The sequence below is a fragment of the Agrobacterium sp. CNPSo 2736 genome, assembly GCF_004005385.1.
Classification (GTDB): domain Bacteria; phylum Pseudomonadota; class Alphaproteobacteria; order Rhizobiales; family Rhizobiaceae; genus Agrobacterium; species Agrobacterium leguminum.
In genome coordinates, this window is sequence record NZ_RZTX01000018.1 from 34,340 (window position 1) to 51,190 (window position 16,851).

The following is a 16,851-nucleotide window of genomic DNA, read 5'->3' on the forward strand; positions in this document are numbered from 1 at the left end:
TCTCGACGTCATCCTCGGGCCTGTTCCGAGGATCTGCAACCGATTGATTTTATTCGACGTGATTAGATCCTCGGCACGGGGCCGAGGCTGACGTCGGGGCTGAGGGAATGTCCCACGACGCCCTCGCTCACTCTAGGACAAACGCTTCAGCGAGGAAGCTTCCGACTGCGGGCCGGGTTTCGTCGTATCGTTATTGTCTGCGGATCTGTTGCGCAGCGCCGCATAATAGGCGTTCTTCTGCTCGTACATATTCATATCGGCGCGACGCACCAGCGATTCCATCGTCTCGCCGGCCTCGCTGGTGGCCACACCCAGCGACAGGCTGAGCGGCGCGCTGGAATAGAACTGGTTGTTGATCTTCAGCAGCTCATAAACGGTCTCGACCATGGCGGCGGCAATCTGTTTGTCGGCGCCCGGAAGAAGGATGGCGAATTCGTCGCCGCCGATGCGCGCGGCATGGTTCGGCGCGGTCACCACGCCGTTCAACACCTCGCCCACACGCCGCAACAATGCGTCGCCGGCATCGTGCCCCAGCCTGTCATTGGCGTCCTTTAGACCGTTGAGATCGATGACGATGGCGGAAACCGGCCTGAGCGCGCTACGCTCCAGCCGGTTCAGCTCATCCGAATAGAAGGCGCGGTTGTGGAGCTTCGTCAGCACATCGTGCTTGCCGAGATATTCGAGATAGGCTTCCGCCTTCTTGCGCGCGGTAATGTCCGTCAGCGCCACCTGCACCAGCGACCAGTCGCGCTCATGGCCGGGGAAAACCGAAAAATGCAGGAGCACATGCCGCTCCGACCCGTCAAGCGCGTAATTCACCACCTCGCGATGGTGGGTGAGATTGCCGTTCCAAAGCTCCATCAGCTGTTCCCGGAACGGTTTTTCCATCTCGCCGCGAAAAATATCGCCAAGCCGCTGCAACAGAACCTGCCGATCCGGCGCGCAGAACAGGTCGAGCGTCGCGCGGTTGACGTCGATGACGCGGATTTCGCTCATGCATTGCCGCACGAATTCGGGATGCACATCCATGAACACGCGGAAATCGACGATGCCGCGGTCCCTGACCTCCTCGATCAGCCGCCGCACCCGGCTGAAATCCTCCACCCACAGGGAAACGGGCGAATGTTTGAACATGCCTTCGGCGTAACGGCGGTTGAGAAGCTCCTTGCGGCGAGCCTCCTCCCGCTCCGTCACATCCTCGGTGGTCAAAAGCAGCCGTCCGAGGGTTTCTTCGTGGCCGGGTATGACCGCGCCGCGCAACTGGATATCCAGCCGCTTGCCGCCGATCGAATAATTGACTGCGTTGCTGGTGAATTCCGTCTTGCCCGCCCAGAGTTCGGAAAGCTCGTTCACATGGCTCTCCAGCATGTCGTCGCGAAAAATCCGATGCAGATTGTCGACGAGATGGGCCTGATCGCGGGCCTCGAACAGTTCCAGCGTCCTGGCGTTGACCTTGATCACGCGGATTTTCTGCGAGCAGGCCGCCACCCTCGATAAATCTTCCAGAAGAAACGCCCGGATATCCTCGACGCCCTGCGATCGCCAGATATCGAACTGGCTTTTCACCTCGCTGAAATCCTCGATCCACATCGCCACGGGGGCAAGATTGAAGACATTGGTATCGATTATCTCATTCATACGGGAGGTCTTCTCAAGGATAGCAGGCGAATGCCGAAACGGTGCGGCACAGCGATAGCCGTCCGCATAACCGGATTTATTAGTGATATTCGATTTAACGCAAGCATTTATCGCGCAAACCGCCGGATTGCGCGATAATTCATGGGTTTTGCGGATATGACGCCCGTTACCAGAGCTTCACGTGCCGGTTCACATCCTTGTAAAGCAGGTAACGGAAGCGGCCCGGCCCACCCGCATAGCAGGCCTGCGGGCAATAGGCGCGCAACCACATGAAGTCACCCGCCTGCACTTCCACCCAGTCCTCGTTCAGCCGGTAGACGGCCTTGCCTTCCAGCACATAAAGGCCGTGTTCCATCACATGGGTTTCCATGAAGGGAATGGTCGCGCCCGGCTCGAAGGTGACGATATTGAGATGCATGTCGTAACGCACGTCTTCCGGATCGATGAAGCGGGTCGTCGCCCATTTGCCGTCCGTGTCCGGCATGGCCGACAAAGCGTGCTCATCCTCATGCGAAAAGATCGCCGGCGGCGGCTCCAGCCCGTCGACCGCCTGGAACGCTTTGCGGACCCAGTGGAACTTGACGGGCGCCTTGCCCGAATTGCGAAGCTGCCAGCGGGTACCGGCCGGCAGGAAGGCGAAGGAGCCCTCCCGCAACGCATGCTGCACGCCCTCGAATTCCACGGTCATTTCGCCGTCAACGACGAAGATCGCCGCTTCGGCCCGCGCGTCCGGTTCCGGCCGGTCGCTGCCGCCGCCGGGCTGAACCTCGACAATATATTGCGCAAAGGTTTCGGAAAAACCCGTCATCGGCCGGGCGATGATCCAGGCCCGGGTGCCGGTCCAGTGCGGCAGCACGCTCGTCACGATATCGGACATGACGGTTTTGGGGATGACCGCATAGGCGGTCTTGAACACCGCCTTGCTCGACAGAAGTTCCGTCTGTCCCGGCAGACCACCCATATCCGAATAATATCTCTTCATTTCAGCCATTCCATTCTGCAACGCATTCGGCGCGGATTCTTAGGCCCGCGCCGAGGTTTAATCAAATGGTTATTGGAAAGCAGAGACTGGCCCGAAGAACGTCACGCCTTCTTACGCATCGTGGCGTAGACGATATTGTGGTTCTCGCCGAAGAACACATCCGCCTCGATGCCTGCAGGATCGGCGCTGGCGTTGACGATCCGCCACATATCCGCTTTCGAACGCAACAGCAGCGCCCAGTTCATGAAGGTTTCCATGTAACCGTCGACGACGATGTCCTCCGAGAAGTTGGCGAAAAGGAACATGCCGCCGGGCTTCAGCATTTCCATGCAGCGCCGCGTGAGTTTGATCGCCACGCGGTCGTTCAGATAATCGTAGAGACCGGCCGCGTAGATCAGGTCGAAAGTGCCGAGTTCCTGCGTGCGCAGGACGATATCGCGCACGGAACCGTCGATCGCCTCGATGCAGCTGCCGTTGAAATCGCGGGCGACGGAACCGACGCTCAAGGGGTCCTGATCGAGCGCCACCCAGCGCTTGATTTTGCCCTCTTTCAGAGCCACGGAGGCATCCGCCTCGCGCAGATGGCCGGAAGCGATGGTGAGGATTTCCGTCTCATTGCCATGCCGGGCCGCGGCCTCATCGACGAACCGCGTCAGCAAGTCGCGCCGCTCACGCACGGCAACCGAGGAGCTGGCATCCTTGGTGTAATCGTAAAGGGCTGCACCGAGCGGCGTGGCCTTGTTCACCAGTTCGGCAACACTGTCGTGGCCATAAATGAAATCGAGCAGCTGCGCATCGCCCGAATAACCCCGTGGCTTTTCGAAAGACCAGCGCGTGAAGGGGTCCTCCAGAAAATGGGCGGAAACAGGGTGATTCTGTACAAGCGGAATCAGTTCAGCCCACACGCTTGAGTGGAGCTTTTCTCGCAGACCGTGAAGTGCACCCGCCGTCCGATGTATTATCTCACGTGCTGAAACACGATTGTCGAATTGCTGTTGTGCCAATTCGAGAATGAGCGCCACCTCTGCTTTCGCAACTGCGAACTGCTCATCGAATGTTTCCGTTCTGCGTGCAAAAATCTCTTTTGCGACAGTATCCGGGGTAATCAGACTTGCCCCGTCAAGATTTTTCTTCTTTACCCGCACCACTTCAGCCTCCAGTATTAACACATTGTTAACTATACGTTTCTGGGAGGCGGAAGGCCACTCGCTTTCGATTTTTGAGCGGTGTAGGGATACATTAGTAGATTAGCGTATTTTTTTGGTCACACTCGTGAGGACGGGAGAAAGCAGATACGCGGTTTAGTGAAACTTAATGTTGCGAACGTATGATGCGTTCTTCCTTTCCATGTTCTCCGCACACATCGGCAGAGATCGACGGGAACCCGCACTGGGTGCGACAGCACACGGAAAAGTGGAATAAGCAGTTACTTAATAAAGTATACGCAACACTATGGGAAAGTGCATGAAGCACACATTGGGAGAGGTGAGTGGACAGCAAGACTATCGGCGGCCGGACTCCCGGTTTTCTGATGAACTTCTTGCCCTTTACCAGCAGGAAGGTGAGCGCAGCCGCCGCGGTTCGATCCGGCGGGGCCTGTGGACCGCTGTCTTCATCTATATGCTGTTTGCCGCAACCGACATCATTCTGATACCCGACGTCGCTTTTTACACCATTGTCGCACGCTTCGCGGTCGTCCTGTCATCCCTTCTGACGCTGGAAATCCAGCTGCACAGGGGCGCCAGCACCGCAGCGCTCGACCTTACCTGTGCGACCGCTCTCGTCATGGGATATATCGGCTGGCTGTTGCCCTCGCTGCTGACCGACAATACCGAAAACATGTCCTATTACATGGTTTTCGGCGCGATCTTCATGATGGGCGCCAATCTGTTTTTCACCTTCCGCTTCCATCTGTCGCTGGTGTCTTCAGGCATCATTCTCGTTACCTATTTTCTGGCGGCAACGCAGTTTCCTGAGGACAGCTTCTACAAGTTCGCCTTCGGCACCTTCTACATATCCTGCTTCGTTTTCACCTCTTACGTGAACTGGAACCTGAACCGGGAGCGTTACCACGTCTTCGTCAACGGGCTGGAAGCGAAGGCGCAGCAAAAGGCAGCGGACGAACGTGGCCAGGCGCTGCTGCGGCTTTCCAATACCGACTCCCTGACCGGCCTGCAGAACCGCCGCGCCATCGACCACCATCTGCGCCTGCTGTGGGACAATTGGATCAGGAAGGAAGAAGGCTTTGCCGTTTTCCTGATCGACGTCGACTTCTTCAAGAAATACAACGACCGTTACGGCCACCAGGAAGGCGACAAATGCCTGGTGACGGTGGGCACCGCCCTGCGGGATGCGATCACCGAACACGGCGCCTCCATCGGCCGCTATGGCGGCGAGGAGTTCATCGTGCTGGCGCCGTTCAAGTCCAAGCAGCAGGTGGGCGAGCTTGCCGAGACGATCCGCCACACCGTTGAAAACCTGTCGCTGGCGCATGACCAGCGCCGGGATGGCACCTTCATCGTCACCGTCAGCATCGGTGCGTCCTTCACCCGTCCCAATGCGGACGGCAAGCTGGAAAAGATCATCAACGAGGCCGACCGCGCGCTCTATATAGCAAAGGGCAATGGCCGCAACTGCATGAAGCTGTTCGATCCGGACGATCCGCAGACCAGCGACGAGACGGAGAATATTGCCGCCCTGCTGAAAATCGCCGTCGCGGAAGATCTCGTTTCCCTCGTCTATCAACCTATTCTCAACGTTTCGACCAACGAGACCGCGGGGGTCGAAGCGCTGATGCGGCTTCGCCTGCTGGATGGCAATCCAGTCGCACCCGGTATTTTCATTCCGATTGCCGAACGCACCGGAACGATCATGGAACTGGGCCTGTGGACCATCAAGACCGTCTGCAAGCAGATACTGGCCGATGACAAGGTGGCGGTCGTCAGTGTCAACGTATCGCCGATGCAGTTGAAAAATCCGGGGTTCGCCACCTCGGTGGCCGCCATTCTCGTGGAAGCGGGAATTGCCGGCAACAGGCTTGCCTTCGAAATCACTGAAGGCGTCGACATGGAAATGCATTCGGACGTGCTGCGTTGTCTGAACGACCTGAAAACGCTCGGCATCAATATCTGGCTGGATGATTTCGGAACGGGTTTTGCCGGCCTTTCGTGGCTGCGCATGACGGATTTCGATACCGTCAAGATCGACCGCTCCTTCCTGCACGACAGCAAGACCCCGCGTGGCCGGGCGATGCTGCAGGACATGATCCGCCTCATCCGCAATCGCGGCCACAAGATCCTGATCGAAGGCGTCGAAACCGAGGAACAGCTGAGGCTCGTGCGTCAGATGGAGATCGACTACGCGCAGGGTTATTATATCGGCCGCCCGATCGGGGCCGAAAGGCTGGGCGCGGCGGCAGCGCCCTATCCGCGCCCGAACATGCTGCTGCGACCCGCCTGATCATGGGATGACGGCGGAACGCCGCCGTCATCCCGCGGGCTGCTTTAATGATAGGCCGGCGGGATGACCGAGAATTTTGCAGCAAGTTCCGAGAAGGCCGCCCGCGTCACGGGATCGACAGGAGCCCCTTCCCTCTCCCGTCTTGCTGCCACCGCCCACTCCCGGTCACCCGGCGCCATGACCTTGCAGTCTTCCCGCACGGGGGATCCACGCAGGACCTCGAGATAACGTTTCATGCCCTCGTCGAACACCTCGCGCTCCAGGAATGCTTCCGGCTTCAGCGCCAGAACGAAGGCCCCAAGCCCGCGCGGCGTGGAAAAATCCGGCCCGCCCATGGGAGCGATATCGAAGCTGAGTTTCATGCCCGTGAGAACGGCGCTGAAAATCTCAACCATTCCCGCAAGCGCCGCACCCTTGAAACCGAACTCGCCGCCGACCGGGGCAAGCATTTCAACGGCATGCGGATCGCGCGTATCGACACCATCACCATCCGAGGCCACACCTTGCGGCAATTGCTGGCCAAGGCTCCGGTAAAGCAGGACACGGTTATAGGGCACCGCGCTGGTGGCCATATCCAGCAGCCAGGGCATGGCATCCGCTGCCGGCACACCGATGGCGATGGGATTGGTGCCGTGGAAACGCATGGCGCCATCGTGCAGGCGCACGAAACTGTCGGAATTGCAGAAGGTGAGGCCGATATAGCCCTGCCGCGCCGCTTCCAGCGCATAAGCGCCGGCCGGACCGAAATGCGATGAGTTGCGGATCGCCACTGCGCCAATGCCGAATTTTTCCGCGAGCGCCATGGCGCTGTCCATCGCCGCATAGGTGGCGCGGGCGCCATGGGCGTGGTCGGCGTCGATCGTCTCCACCGCGCCGAAGCCCGAAACGCGGCGGATCTGCGGCCGCCGATTGAGACGCCCGCCTTCGAGCGCGGTGATATAATGGGCTAGCAGACGGACGCCGTGGCTGTCCACACCAAGCCTTGTGCCATGCATCATGGCGCGCGTCGCCGCATCGGCCGTTTCGTCATCGGTGCCGGCGGCCAGGAAAACGGCGCGGCAAAACCGCTCCAGCTCATCCAGACTCGCCAGAACGGTGGCTTTTTCATTGCTGTGCGCCATGAGGGAATCCTCCCAATTCCAGAATCCATGCCGCACAAGCTATTCACGGGGCGCGTTTTTGCAATCGAATATCGCACGCGCCGAAGGCTCAATCAGTCTTCCGCTCCCATGGCATCGTAAGAAGAGCGTTCGCCGGCAATAATCGCGCGTTTGCCGACATGGTTGGCAGGCCCGACAATGCCTTCCTGTTCCATGCGCTCGACCAGCGAAGCTGCACGGTTATAACCGACGGACAGGCGGCGCTGGATATAGGATGTGGAGCACTTCTTGTCGCGCATCACCACCTTGACGGCCTTTTCATAGAGATCGTCGCTATCGTCCTCACCCATGGCGGTCTTGTCGAAAACGGCCGCTTCCTCTTCCACCTCTTCGTCGTTTTCGTCGGCGTCTTCGGTAACGGTGCCGAGATATTCCGGACGGCCCTGCGTCTTCAGATGCGCGACCACCTTTTCTACTTCCTCATCCGAAACGAAGGGACCGTGGACACGGGCGATGCGGCCGCCGCCCATCATGTGCAGCATATCGCCCTGACCGAGCAGATGTTCCGCGCCCTGTTCGCCAAGGATGGTGCGGCTGTCGATCTTCGAGGTCACCTGGAAGGAGATACGGGTCGGGAAATTCGCCTTGATCGTACCGGTGATGACATCGACCGACGGGCGCTGGGTTGCCATGATGAGATGGATGCCGGCAGCACGCGCCATCTGCGCCAGGCGCTGGATCGCGCCTTCGATTTCCTTGCCAGCGACCATCATCAGGTCGGCCATTTCGTCGACGATGACGACGATATAAGGCATGGCCGTGAGGTCCATTTCCTCCTGCTCGTAGACCGCCTCGCCGGTGGCGCGGTCGAAGCCGCTCTGCACGTTGCAGAACACCGTTTCGCCCTTGGCGCGGGCGGCAGCGGCCCTTGCATTGTAGCCGTCGATATTGCGCACGCCGAGACGCGACATCTTGCGATAACGGTCTTCCATTTCGCGCACGGCCCATTTCAACGCCATGACCGCTTTTTTCGGATCAGTGACGACAGGCGTCAACAGATGCGGAATACCGTCATAAACGGAAAGCTCGAGCATCTTGGGATCGACCATGATGAGGCGGCACTCTTCCGGCTTCAGACGATAGAGCAGCGACAGGATCATGGTGTTGATGGCGACCGACTTGCCGGAGCCGGTGGTGCCGGCGACCAGCAGATGCGGCATCTTCGCCAGTTCGGCGATGACAGGTTCGCCGCCAATCGTCTTGCCGAGGCAAAGCGCGAGCTTCTGGCGGGTCTCGGCGTAGTCGGTCGCTTCGATCAATTCGCGAAGATAAACCGTCTCGCGCACCGGGTTCGGCAGTTCGATGCCGATGACATTGCGGCCGGGCACGACGGCGACACGGGCCGAGAGTGCCGACATGGAGCGGGCGATATCGTCCGAGAGACCAATGACGCGCGAGGACTTGACGCCAGGAGCCGGTTCGAACTCATACAGAGTGACGACCGGGCCGGGGCGGACATCGATGATCTCGCCCTTGATGCCGAAATCCTCCAGCACGCTTTCGAGAAGCCCGGCGCTCTGCTCCAGCGCTTCCGGCGTCATGGTCGTCGTCTGCTGGACGCGGGCCTCCTGCAGAAGATCGATGGAGGGGTATTCATATTCCCCCTCGGCGAAGACAGGCGCTTCGCGGAACATCGGCTGCGAGGCCTGGATGGGCGCACGTGGCGTGAAGCGCGGCTCGGCCGCAATTCTCTCAACCGGCTGAACCTGCTCCACAGGTCGCGGCGTCTCGACAACCATCGGCGCTTCCGTGACGGGCGGCGGCGCGACTTCCTGTTCCACGACTGGAAGGGCGGCAGGAACGACGGACTGACGCACGCCGATCTCGCGGTAAAGCCGGATTGCCGAACCGCCCGGCACGGTGACGACCGGAGGTTCGGACGAAAGCACGATCGCAGCGGCTGCCGGCGATACGACAGCGACCGGCGCGACTATCGCTGGCGCCGTGACGACCGAATTTGCAAGAACAGCGCGCGTGGACGCGGAAACGCCCTCGCCGGCACTGCCCGGCAGATCGAGCGTCATCACTTCCCAGAAAAGCTCATCCGGCAGATGGGCCGCGAAAGCAGGAATGACGGCTTGAGCGGCCTCGACAGCAGGCGCGACGGATTGCGGCTGAACCGACGGGAATATCTGCGGCACAGGCGCTTCCACGGCTACGGAGATACCCTCCTGAACCGGCATCTGGGCAGCGGCAGCCGCCTCTTCCGCCTGCTTGCGGGCAAGCTCCAGCCGCAATTTGTAAGTCAGCGCTCTGGCGCCCCGGGCCTCCGGCGGCTGCGGCAGAAATGGCATGCGCTGCGGCGGCACGCGCTGCTCCACAGGCTTCATGACGTGTTGAGGGGCAGAAACCTCCTGCTGCACAGCCTGCTGCTGCGGCACCGCTTCCTGCTCCACCGTTTCAGGGGGAGCGGCAGCCTGGACTTCCTCTTCCGGAATATTGGGTGTCTCGACCGGCATGCGCCGGGCAAAGGCGCTTTCCGGCGTGCGGGTGAAACGCACATTCGGGCCAAGCACGAAAGCATTCTGCCAGCCGGGCATCTCGGCGCGGCCTTCAATGGCGTCGGCTGCGCTGACGTCGGCATTCGGCCAGGATGCCGCGCCGGCCTTCATTCCCGCCGTCTGCTGACCGGCAACCGACTGGCCGCCGGCATGACGAGCCTTCACGCTCCCCTCCCCTACGCTATTGGACGAATTCTGGAATCTGGATCGGGAGAAACTCATGGCAGCGTGCACACTCATCATAAACGTACATATTTCGGTCTCCCTGAAATAGAAAATAAAGGTTAATTACCCCTTTCCAAACGGGGTCATCGCGGCAGATTTTCGCTCCGTCCACAGGCGCAACGGGGCACACACGGCCGAAGCATCGGCGTCCCAACCACCTAATTTCATTGCGTTAAATCAAATTTCCGGAGCATGGCCGCAGGCAGGACCGCAACAGGAGAAAAGCGTATTGCCGCCAGAAAGCATATTGTTTCCGCAAAGGCCCGCGCAACGTAAAATCATTGCTGTAAAGCCCGCGAATTAACGTGGACACTGCCGAGGTTGCAGTCTTAAGATCGGCCGCCGCGGACCAAGCGGAAAGGCCCGCCCAGTCCTCATTTCCGGAGTGAATCATGTCGCCTGTCCACCTGTCCCGCCGCTCGCTTCTCAAGACGTCACTCCTTCTTGCCGCAACCACGGGTTTGGCGGGCATCGCCGCCGCGCAGCAGGCGGCACCCGGCGGAAGGCTGATCGTCGCGGCCGATTCGGAGCCGAAGAACCTCAACCCGGCAATCGTCGCCTCAAACGGCGTGTTTTATATCGCCAGCAAGATTATCGAGCCGCTGGCCGAAGCCTCCTTCGATGGCAAGGACGGGCTCACGCCGCGGCTTGCGACCGAATGGCAGGGATCGGATGACGGGCTCAGCGCCACTTTCAAGCTGCGCGAAGGCGTGACCTGGCATGACGGCAAGCCGTTCACCTCGGCGGATGTGGCCTTTTCGGCGCTCTCCATCTGGAAACCCTTGCAGAATCTCGGGCGGCTGGTCTTCGCCAATCTCGAGAAGGTGGACACGCCGGATGAACATACGGCGATCTTCCGCTTCTCCAAGCCCACGCCCTTCCAGCTCATCCGCAACGCGCTGCCGGTCGTTACCAGCGTCGTGCCGAAACATCTTTATGAAGGCACCGATATCGCCACCAACCCGGCCAATACCAAACCGGTCGGCACCGGGCCTTTCGTCTTTGCCGAATACAAGCCCGGCGAATATTATCGCCTGACCCGCAATCCCAATTACTGGGGCAAGGACGAACCGCAGCTCGAAGAAATCATCTACCGCGTCCTGCCGGACCGGGCGGGTGCAGCTTCCGCGCTCGAAGCAGAGGAAATCCAGCTCGCCGCCTTCTCCGCCGTGCCTCTGGCCGATCTCGACCGCATCTCGAAGGTGCCTGGCATCAAGGTCATTGCCGATGGCTACGAGGCGCTGACCTATCAGCTGGTAGTCGAAATCAACCATCGCCGCAAGGAACTGGCCGATCTCAAGGTCAGAAAGGCCATCGCCCACGCCATCGACAAAAAATTCGTCATCGACAAGGTCTTCCTAGGTTACGCCACGGCATCCACAGGCCCGGTGCCGAAGAACGCCCCTGAATTCTACACCGACGATGTCGAGACCTATGATTTCGATGTGGCCAAGGCCAATGCCCTGCTGGACGAGGCGGGTTATGCGCGCGGCCCGAACGGAACACGTTTCTCGCTGAAACTTCTGCCGGCGCCCTATTTCAACGAAACCAGGCAGTTCGGCGCCTATCTTCGTCAGGCGTTGCAGGAAATCGGCATCGATGCCGAGTTGGTCAATAATGATTCAGCTGCTCACCAGAAGGCGGTCTACACCGATCATGCCTTCGATCTCGCCATCGCGCCGCCGGTCTTCCGCGGCGACCCGGCAATTTCCACCACCATTCTCGTGCGTTCCGGCATTCCGGCGGGCGTAGGTTTCTCCAACCAGGGCGGTTACGAGAACAAGACGCTGGACGAATTGATCGACAAGGCGGCGATAACGGTCGATACCGCCGCACGCACGGCGCTTTACAAGGATTTCCAGAAGCAGGTCGCCGCCGATCTGCCGCTGATCAACGTTGCCGAATGGGGCTTCATCACGGTGGCGCGCGATACGGTCAAACATGTCGCCAGCAATCCCCGCTGGCCCGTTTCCAACTGGGCGGATACGGCGGTCGATACGTAAGGACGCATCGTGAAGCGTGCAGTAACATTGCTGAAGCGAAGGGCAGTCAGCGCCATTCCGGTGCTGCTGATTGTTCTCGTCTTCACTTTCGTACTGCTTGAAAATGCATCTGGAGATGCGGTAGACGCCTATCTCGTCTCCATCGGCGGCGGCGATGCCGCGCTCAGGGATGTGTTGCGCGAGCAATATGGCCTGAACGGTTCGGTATTCGCCCGTTTCTGGCTCTATGCCAGCTCGGTGCTGCGGCTCGATCTCGGCTGGTCGCTTGCCTTCGACCGGCCGGTGCTGGGGCTGATCCTCGAGCGACTGCCGAACACGCTTCTCCTGATGAGCAGCGCCACCGCACTCGCCTTCATCCTCGGCACCGGGCTTGGCATCGTGGCCGGCGCGCGTCCCGGAGGGCTGACGGACCGCGTGCTTTCAACGCTTTCGCTGGCGCTTTACGCCACGCCCGGCTTCTGGCTCGGCCTCGTGCTGGCCATCGTCTTTGCCGTTCAACTCAAATGGCTGCCCACCTCAGGCATCGAAACCATCGCCTCGGGCAAGCAGGGATTTGCAAGGGCGCTCGATATTGCCCGCCATCTCGTGCTGCCGGTCGCCAGCCTCGGCCTTATTTATCTCGCGCTTTTCCTGCGCGTCATGCGCACCGCCATGGCTGCGGTCTGGCCGCTGGATTTCGTGCTTTTTGCTCAATCCAAGGGACTTTCCAAACGGAGGATCGTGCTGCGCCATGTCGCGCGCAACGCCGCTCTTCCGCTTGTCACCGTGCTTGGCCTGCAAGCCGCCACCATGCTGGGCGGCAGCGTGGTGATCGAAAGCGTCTTTGCGATTCCCGGTTTCGGCCGACTGGCGCAGGAGGCCGTCAGCGGCCGCGACACGCCGCTTTTGATGGGCATTATTCTGACAAGCGCCGTCTTCGTCATCCTCGTCAATCTCGCTGTCGATATTGTCTATGCCGTTCTCGATCCGCGCATCGGCAGCGGGGAGCGACAGGCATGAGTTTCGCTCTCCGGCTGCTGCGCAGTTTCGAAGGCGCCACGGGCACCATCATTCTGGTGGCGCTTGCCATGACGGCGCTTGCCGCCCCCCTCTTCTTTCCGGGCGACCCGCTGGCCATCGTCGGCGAGCCGCTGATCGCACCCTTTACGGATGCCGCCCTGCCGCTGGGCACCGACCGGCTGGGCCGCGATGTGCTGGCCGAGCTTGCCCATGGCGCGCAGGCCTCCCTGCTCGTCGGCATGGGTGCTGCCGCCGCCGCATTGGTTATCGGCACCGTTATCGGCACGATCGCCGGATTTGCCGGCGGCCTCGTGGATGAAGCATTGATGCGCGTCACCGACGCCTTCCAGATCGTGCCGAATTTCCTGCTCGCGCTCGCCTTCGTCAGCACCATCGGCCCCTCAATGCCCATCGTCATTCTTGCCATTGCGCTCGGCGCATGGGCGGATCCGGCGCGGCTGATGCGGGCGCAGGTGTTGAGCATACGCGAGCGCGATTATGTTCAATCCGCCCGCGCCATCGGCATGCACCCGCTGGAGATCGCCTTCCGGCAGATCCTGCCCAACGCTTTGCCGCCGGTTCTGGCGCTGGCCGCCATCATCGTCGCGGCAGCCATCCTCACCGAAGCGGCACTGTCCTTCCTCGGACTTGGCGATCCGAACATCGTCACCTGGGGCTCAATGATCGCCGAAGGACGCAACGTCCTGCGCTCGGCCGCGTTTTTATCCGTCATCCCCGGCATCGGCCTTCTGTTTACGGTTCTCGGCGTTTATCTTCTCGCAGAAGGCATCAACAGGGCGATGGCGACGAGGAGAGAAGCGCCATGAGCGGAAATGCGCTGTGCCGCATCGACGATCTCAGCGTTCTTTATGCCGCGGGCGATACGCCGGCATTGCAGAATGTCTCGCTGACGATCCGGCAGGAGCAGAGGCTGGCGATCATCGGCGAAAGCGGTTCGGGAAAATCCACGCTCGGCAAAGCCATTGCCGGGCTTCTTCCCGGCAATGCGCGGGTTTCCGGCGATATTTCCTGGAGCCGAGATAGCGGCCTGTTTCACGGCAGGCCACAGCCCGGACGCGATATCGGCACGATCTTTCAGGATACCGGCGCGACACTCAACCCGGTTCTCACCATCGGCGAACAGGTGGCCGAAGGCGCCGTGCGGCATCTCGGCCTGTCATGGAGGCAAGCGCGCGATCTTGCCCGCGATCTTCTGGAGCGGGTGCGGCTGCCCCACCCCTCCCATCTGCTCACCGCCTATCCGCACCAGCTTTCCGGCGGCCAAAGGCAGCGCGTGGCAATTGCGGCCGCCATTGCCGCCAGTCCTTCGGTCCTGATTGCCGACGAGGCCACGAGCGCGCTCGATACGGTCAGCCAGGCCGCCATCGCCACGCTGCTGGACGATCTGGTGCGGCAGGAAAACAAGACGCTGGTGTTCATCACCCATGATATCGGCCTTGCTTCCAGCCTTGCCGACGAGATCGCGGTTCTGCGCGCGGGGCTGCTGGTGGAACACGGCCCGACGCGGCGGGTGCTCTCTACACCCGCCCATGACTATACGCGTGCGCTGCTTGCCGATTATCTCGATCTCTCCACCCCGCCGCTCATCAGCGAGGCCGCGTCATGAACGAAGCCCTTCTGAGCGTCGATGGACTGTCGAAAACCTATCGCACCGGCGCAAGAACGGTGGCGGCGCTTTCCGACATCTCCTTTTCGCTTCAGCCCGGCGAGACCCTGGGGCTTGCGGGTCCCTCCGGCTGCGGGAAATCGACGCTGGCGCGCATTCTGATGCGGCTGATCCCGGCCGATGAAGGCACGATCCATTTCAAAGGCCGTGACTGGCTGGCGCTTGACGGCGGCAAGCTTCGCGCCGCCCGCCGGCACATGCAGATGGTGTTTCAGGATACGCATGGCGCCTTCAATCCGCGCGCCAGCGTCGAGGATGCCATCGGCGAACCGTTGCGCATCCATCGCATGGTCAAAAGACGCGAACGTGCGGCGGAAATACACCGCCTTCTCGAGCGTGTGGGCCTGCCCGCCAGCTATGCCGGCCGCTCGGTCTTCGAGCTTTCCGGCGGCCAAAGACAGCGTGTCGCGATTGCACGGGCCATTGCGCTCAAACCGTCGCTTCTCATTCTGGACGAAGCCGTCTCCGCGCTCGATGTTTCGGTTCGCCGGCAAATCCTCGAACTGCTGGTGGAAATACAGCGCGAGACGGCCGTTTCCTGTATTTTCGTTTCCCATGATCTCGCGGTCATCCGAGCCGTCTGCCACCGCGTCGCCATCATGGAAACGGGGCGGATCGTTGAAATCGGCAGGACGGGAAATATCGTCTCGGCGCCGCAATCCTCGACCGCCAGAACCCTGATCGACGCCGCACCGCGCCTGACCATTGCCACGTAAGGAAAAGACATGCCCGTTCCGGACTATGCATTGCTGCTCGACCCACCCGCTTTTCCCGCGGAGCGTTACGCCACTCTGGCTGACCGGCTGGCAGCGTTGATGGGCACGGGGAACGACGTCCTTCTCATACAGGCGGAAGCCGTACTGGCACTCGAAGCGGCGGCGATGAGCCTTGCCCGACCGGGTCTTAGAGCGCTCAACATCGTCACCAGCCCCTATGGCGCATGGTTCGGCGGCTGGCTCAATAGAGGCGGCGCGACGGTGCGCAACCTGGCCGCCAGCCCGGCGAAGCCGGTCACGCTGGAGGAGGTGGAGCGGGCGCTGAACGAGGGGCCGGGCTTCGATCTTCTCGCCATCGTCCATGCGGAATCGGCAAGCGGCATTCTCAACCCCCTGCCCGCCATTGCCGCGCTCGCTCGGGAAAAGGGTATCGTCACGCTCGTCGATGCCGTCGCCTCCATCGGCGGCCATGCCTTCGAGGTCGACCGGCTGGGCATCGATATCGCCGTCATCGGACCGCAAAAGGCGCTGGCCGGCCCGGCCGGGGTTTCCGCCATTTCCGTCAGCGAAAAAGCGTGGGAGCTTCTTTCCCACGGCGAGGCGACGGAAAACTCCATGCTCTCGCTTCTGGACCAGAAGAAACTCTGGCTCGATGCCGGCCGCGGCGCGCTGCCCGGAACACCCGCTCCGCTGGAATTCTACGCGCTGGAGGCCGCCCTCGACCGGATAGAGGCGGAAGGCCTGGCATCCGCCAATGAACGCCATGAAAGAGCGGCGGCAGCCACCCGGAACGGCATCAGGGCGCTCGGTATACCGACCTGGGTGGAAGAGGCGCACGCCTCCGCCCTCGTTTCCACGGCGATCCTGCCGGATACCATGGAAGCCAAGGCGTTCCTCGCCGCTGCATCCCAAAAGCAGGGCGCGGATCTTTCCGCCGGTGTCGGCCCCGGCGCGGAACGGCTGATAAGGCTCAATCACACCGGTCGGAGGGCGCATCCGGAGGCGGTGAAAGCCAATATCGCGGCCTTCTCCAGCGCCCTGAAAAGCCTCGGCCATGCCGCGGATACCGATTCCGCACTGGAAGCGACTGAAAAAGCCTATTCTGACGCCCCCGCGAACGACGTTTGACCGCTCCGATAAACGTTCATTTCGCCAAATCCGGCAGCGGTGGAATGTCAGTCACGACATTGTTGTTAAAAATGGTAGACAAATTCCTCGGCCAATCTTGACGAAATCATGGCAACGCGCGAAACTTAACACACCGTTAACTCGCGTGAAGAAGGGAAATGGCCATGGTAGCAGGGTTCAACATGCTCTCCTTTGACCTCTTTGGCATCGGCCGAAGGATGCCCGTCGTCAATGAGCGGGTGGAGACCGAGTTTCAGGACAAAACACCGCGCAGACCCGACGACGAGTCGCACGACGACGACCGCGATCAGGAATATGAACTGTTCTTCTGGTCGCTTTACCCGGTGATCTGA

The 16,851-nt window shown here is 60.9% G+C and carries 13 protein-coding genes; 8 read left to right on the plus strand and 5 right to left on the minus strand.

Annotated features, from left to right (window positions below):
• Positions 1–132: 132 nt before the first annotated feature.
• From EM858_RS22865 to EM858_RS22875, 3 genes are all read right to left on the minus strand, one after another.
• Entirely contained in the window at positions 133–1,638 is a 1,506-nt protein-coding gene (locus tag EM858_RS22865) for a sensor domain-containing diguanylate cyclase (protein ID WP_080820704.1), read from the minus strand.
• A gap of 166 nt (positions 1,639–1,804) precedes the next feature.
• On the minus strand, positions 1,805–2,629 hold the full coding sequence (locus EM858_RS22870; RefSeq protein ID WP_127758052.1) for a bifunctional allantoicase/(S)-ureidoglycine aminohydrolase: 825 nt from the start codon (positions 2,627–2,629) through the stop codon (positions 1,805–1,807).
• 92 nt (positions 2,630–2,721) lie between these two features.
• A complete protein-coding gene (locus EM858_RS22875) occupies positions 2,722–3,768 on the minus strand; it encodes a class I SAM-dependent methyltransferase (RefSeq protein ID WP_164865534.1) in 1,047 nt (348 codons plus the stop codon).
• Positions 3,769–4,084: 316 nt separating this feature from the next.
• Here EM858_RS22875 and EM858_RS22880 point away from each other — a divergent pair, with 316 nt between their 5' ends.
• On the plus strand, positions 4,085–6,079 hold the full coding sequence (locus EM858_RS22880; RefSeq protein ID WP_080820699.1) for a GGDEF and EAL domain-containing protein: 1,995 nt from the start codon (positions 4,085–4,087) through the stop codon (positions 6,077–6,079).
• A gap of 44 nt (positions 6,080–6,123) precedes the next feature.
• Here EM858_RS22880 and EM858_RS22885 read toward each other — a convergent pair whose 3' ends face one another.
• Both EM858_RS22885 and EM858_RS22890 read right to left on the minus strand, forming a co-directional pair.
• Entirely contained in the window at positions 6,124–7,200 is a 1,077-nt protein-coding gene (locus tag EM858_RS22885) for an Ldh family oxidoreductase (protein WP_164865535.1), read from the minus strand.
• Between the two features lie 92 nt (positions 7,201–7,292).
• Positions 7,293–9,983 carry a DNA translocase FtsK gene (locus tag EM858_RS22890; RefSeq protein WP_127758053.1) on the minus strand — a complete coding sequence of 897 codons (2,691 nt, stop codon included), beginning with the start codon at positions 9,981–9,983 and terminating at the stop codon, positions 7,293–7,295.
• 374 nt (positions 9,984–10,357) lie between these two features.
• On the opposite strand from EM858_RS22890, the gene EM858_RS22895 reads away from it, so the two are divergent.
• The 7 genes from EM858_RS22895 to EM858_RS27225 all read left to right on the plus strand — a co-directional run bounded on the left by EM858_RS22895 (position 10,358) and on the right by EM858_RS27225 (position 16,851).
• Positions 10,358–11,968: an ABC transporter substrate-binding protein gene (locus EM858_RS22895; protein ID WP_127758054.1), complete on the plus strand. Its 1,611-nt coding sequence runs from the start codon at positions 10,358–10,360 to the stop codon at positions 11,966–11,968.
• Positions 11,969–11,977: 9 nt separating this feature from the next.
• Positions 11,978–12,967 carry an ABC transporter permease gene (locus EM858_RS22900; protein WP_127758055.1) on the plus strand — a complete coding sequence of 330 codons (990 nt, stop codon included), beginning with the start codon at positions 11,978–11,980 and terminating at the stop codon, positions 12,965–12,967.
• On the plus strand, positions 12,964–13,794 hold the full coding sequence (locus tag EM858_RS22905; protein ID WP_127758056.1) for an ABC transporter permease: 831 nt from the start codon (positions 12,964–12,966) through the stop codon (positions 13,792–13,794). The genes EM858_RS22900 and EM858_RS22905 overlap by 4 nt, the downstream gene beginning before the upstream one ends.
• Positions 13,791–14,594 carry an ABC transporter ATP-binding protein gene (locus EM858_RS22910; RefSeq protein WP_127758057.1) on the plus strand — a complete coding sequence of 268 codons (804 nt, stop codon included), beginning with the start codon at positions 13,791–13,793 and terminating at the stop codon, positions 14,592–14,594. Before EM858_RS22905 ends, EM858_RS22910 begins: the two co-directional genes overlap by 4 nt.
• Positions 14,591–15,370, plus strand: coding sequence for an ATP-binding cassette domain-containing protein (locus tag EM858_RS22915; RefSeq protein WP_127758058.1), 780 nt, complete (start codon positions 14,591–14,593; stop codon positions 15,368–15,370). The genes EM858_RS22910 and EM858_RS22915 overlap by 4 nt, the downstream gene beginning before the upstream one ends.
• Before the next feature lie 9 nt (positions 15,371–15,379).
• Complete coding sequence (locus EM858_RS22920) at positions 15,380–16,498, plus strand: aminotransferase class V-fold PLP-dependent enzyme (protein ID WP_127758059.1); 1,119 nt, start codon at positions 15,380–15,382, stop codon at positions 16,496–16,498.
• A gap of 158 nt (positions 16,499–16,656) precedes the next feature.
• Complete coding sequence (locus EM858_RS27225) at positions 16,657–16,851, plus strand: hypothetical protein (protein ID WP_003523745.1); 195 nt, start codon at positions 16,657–16,659, stop codon at positions 16,849–16,851.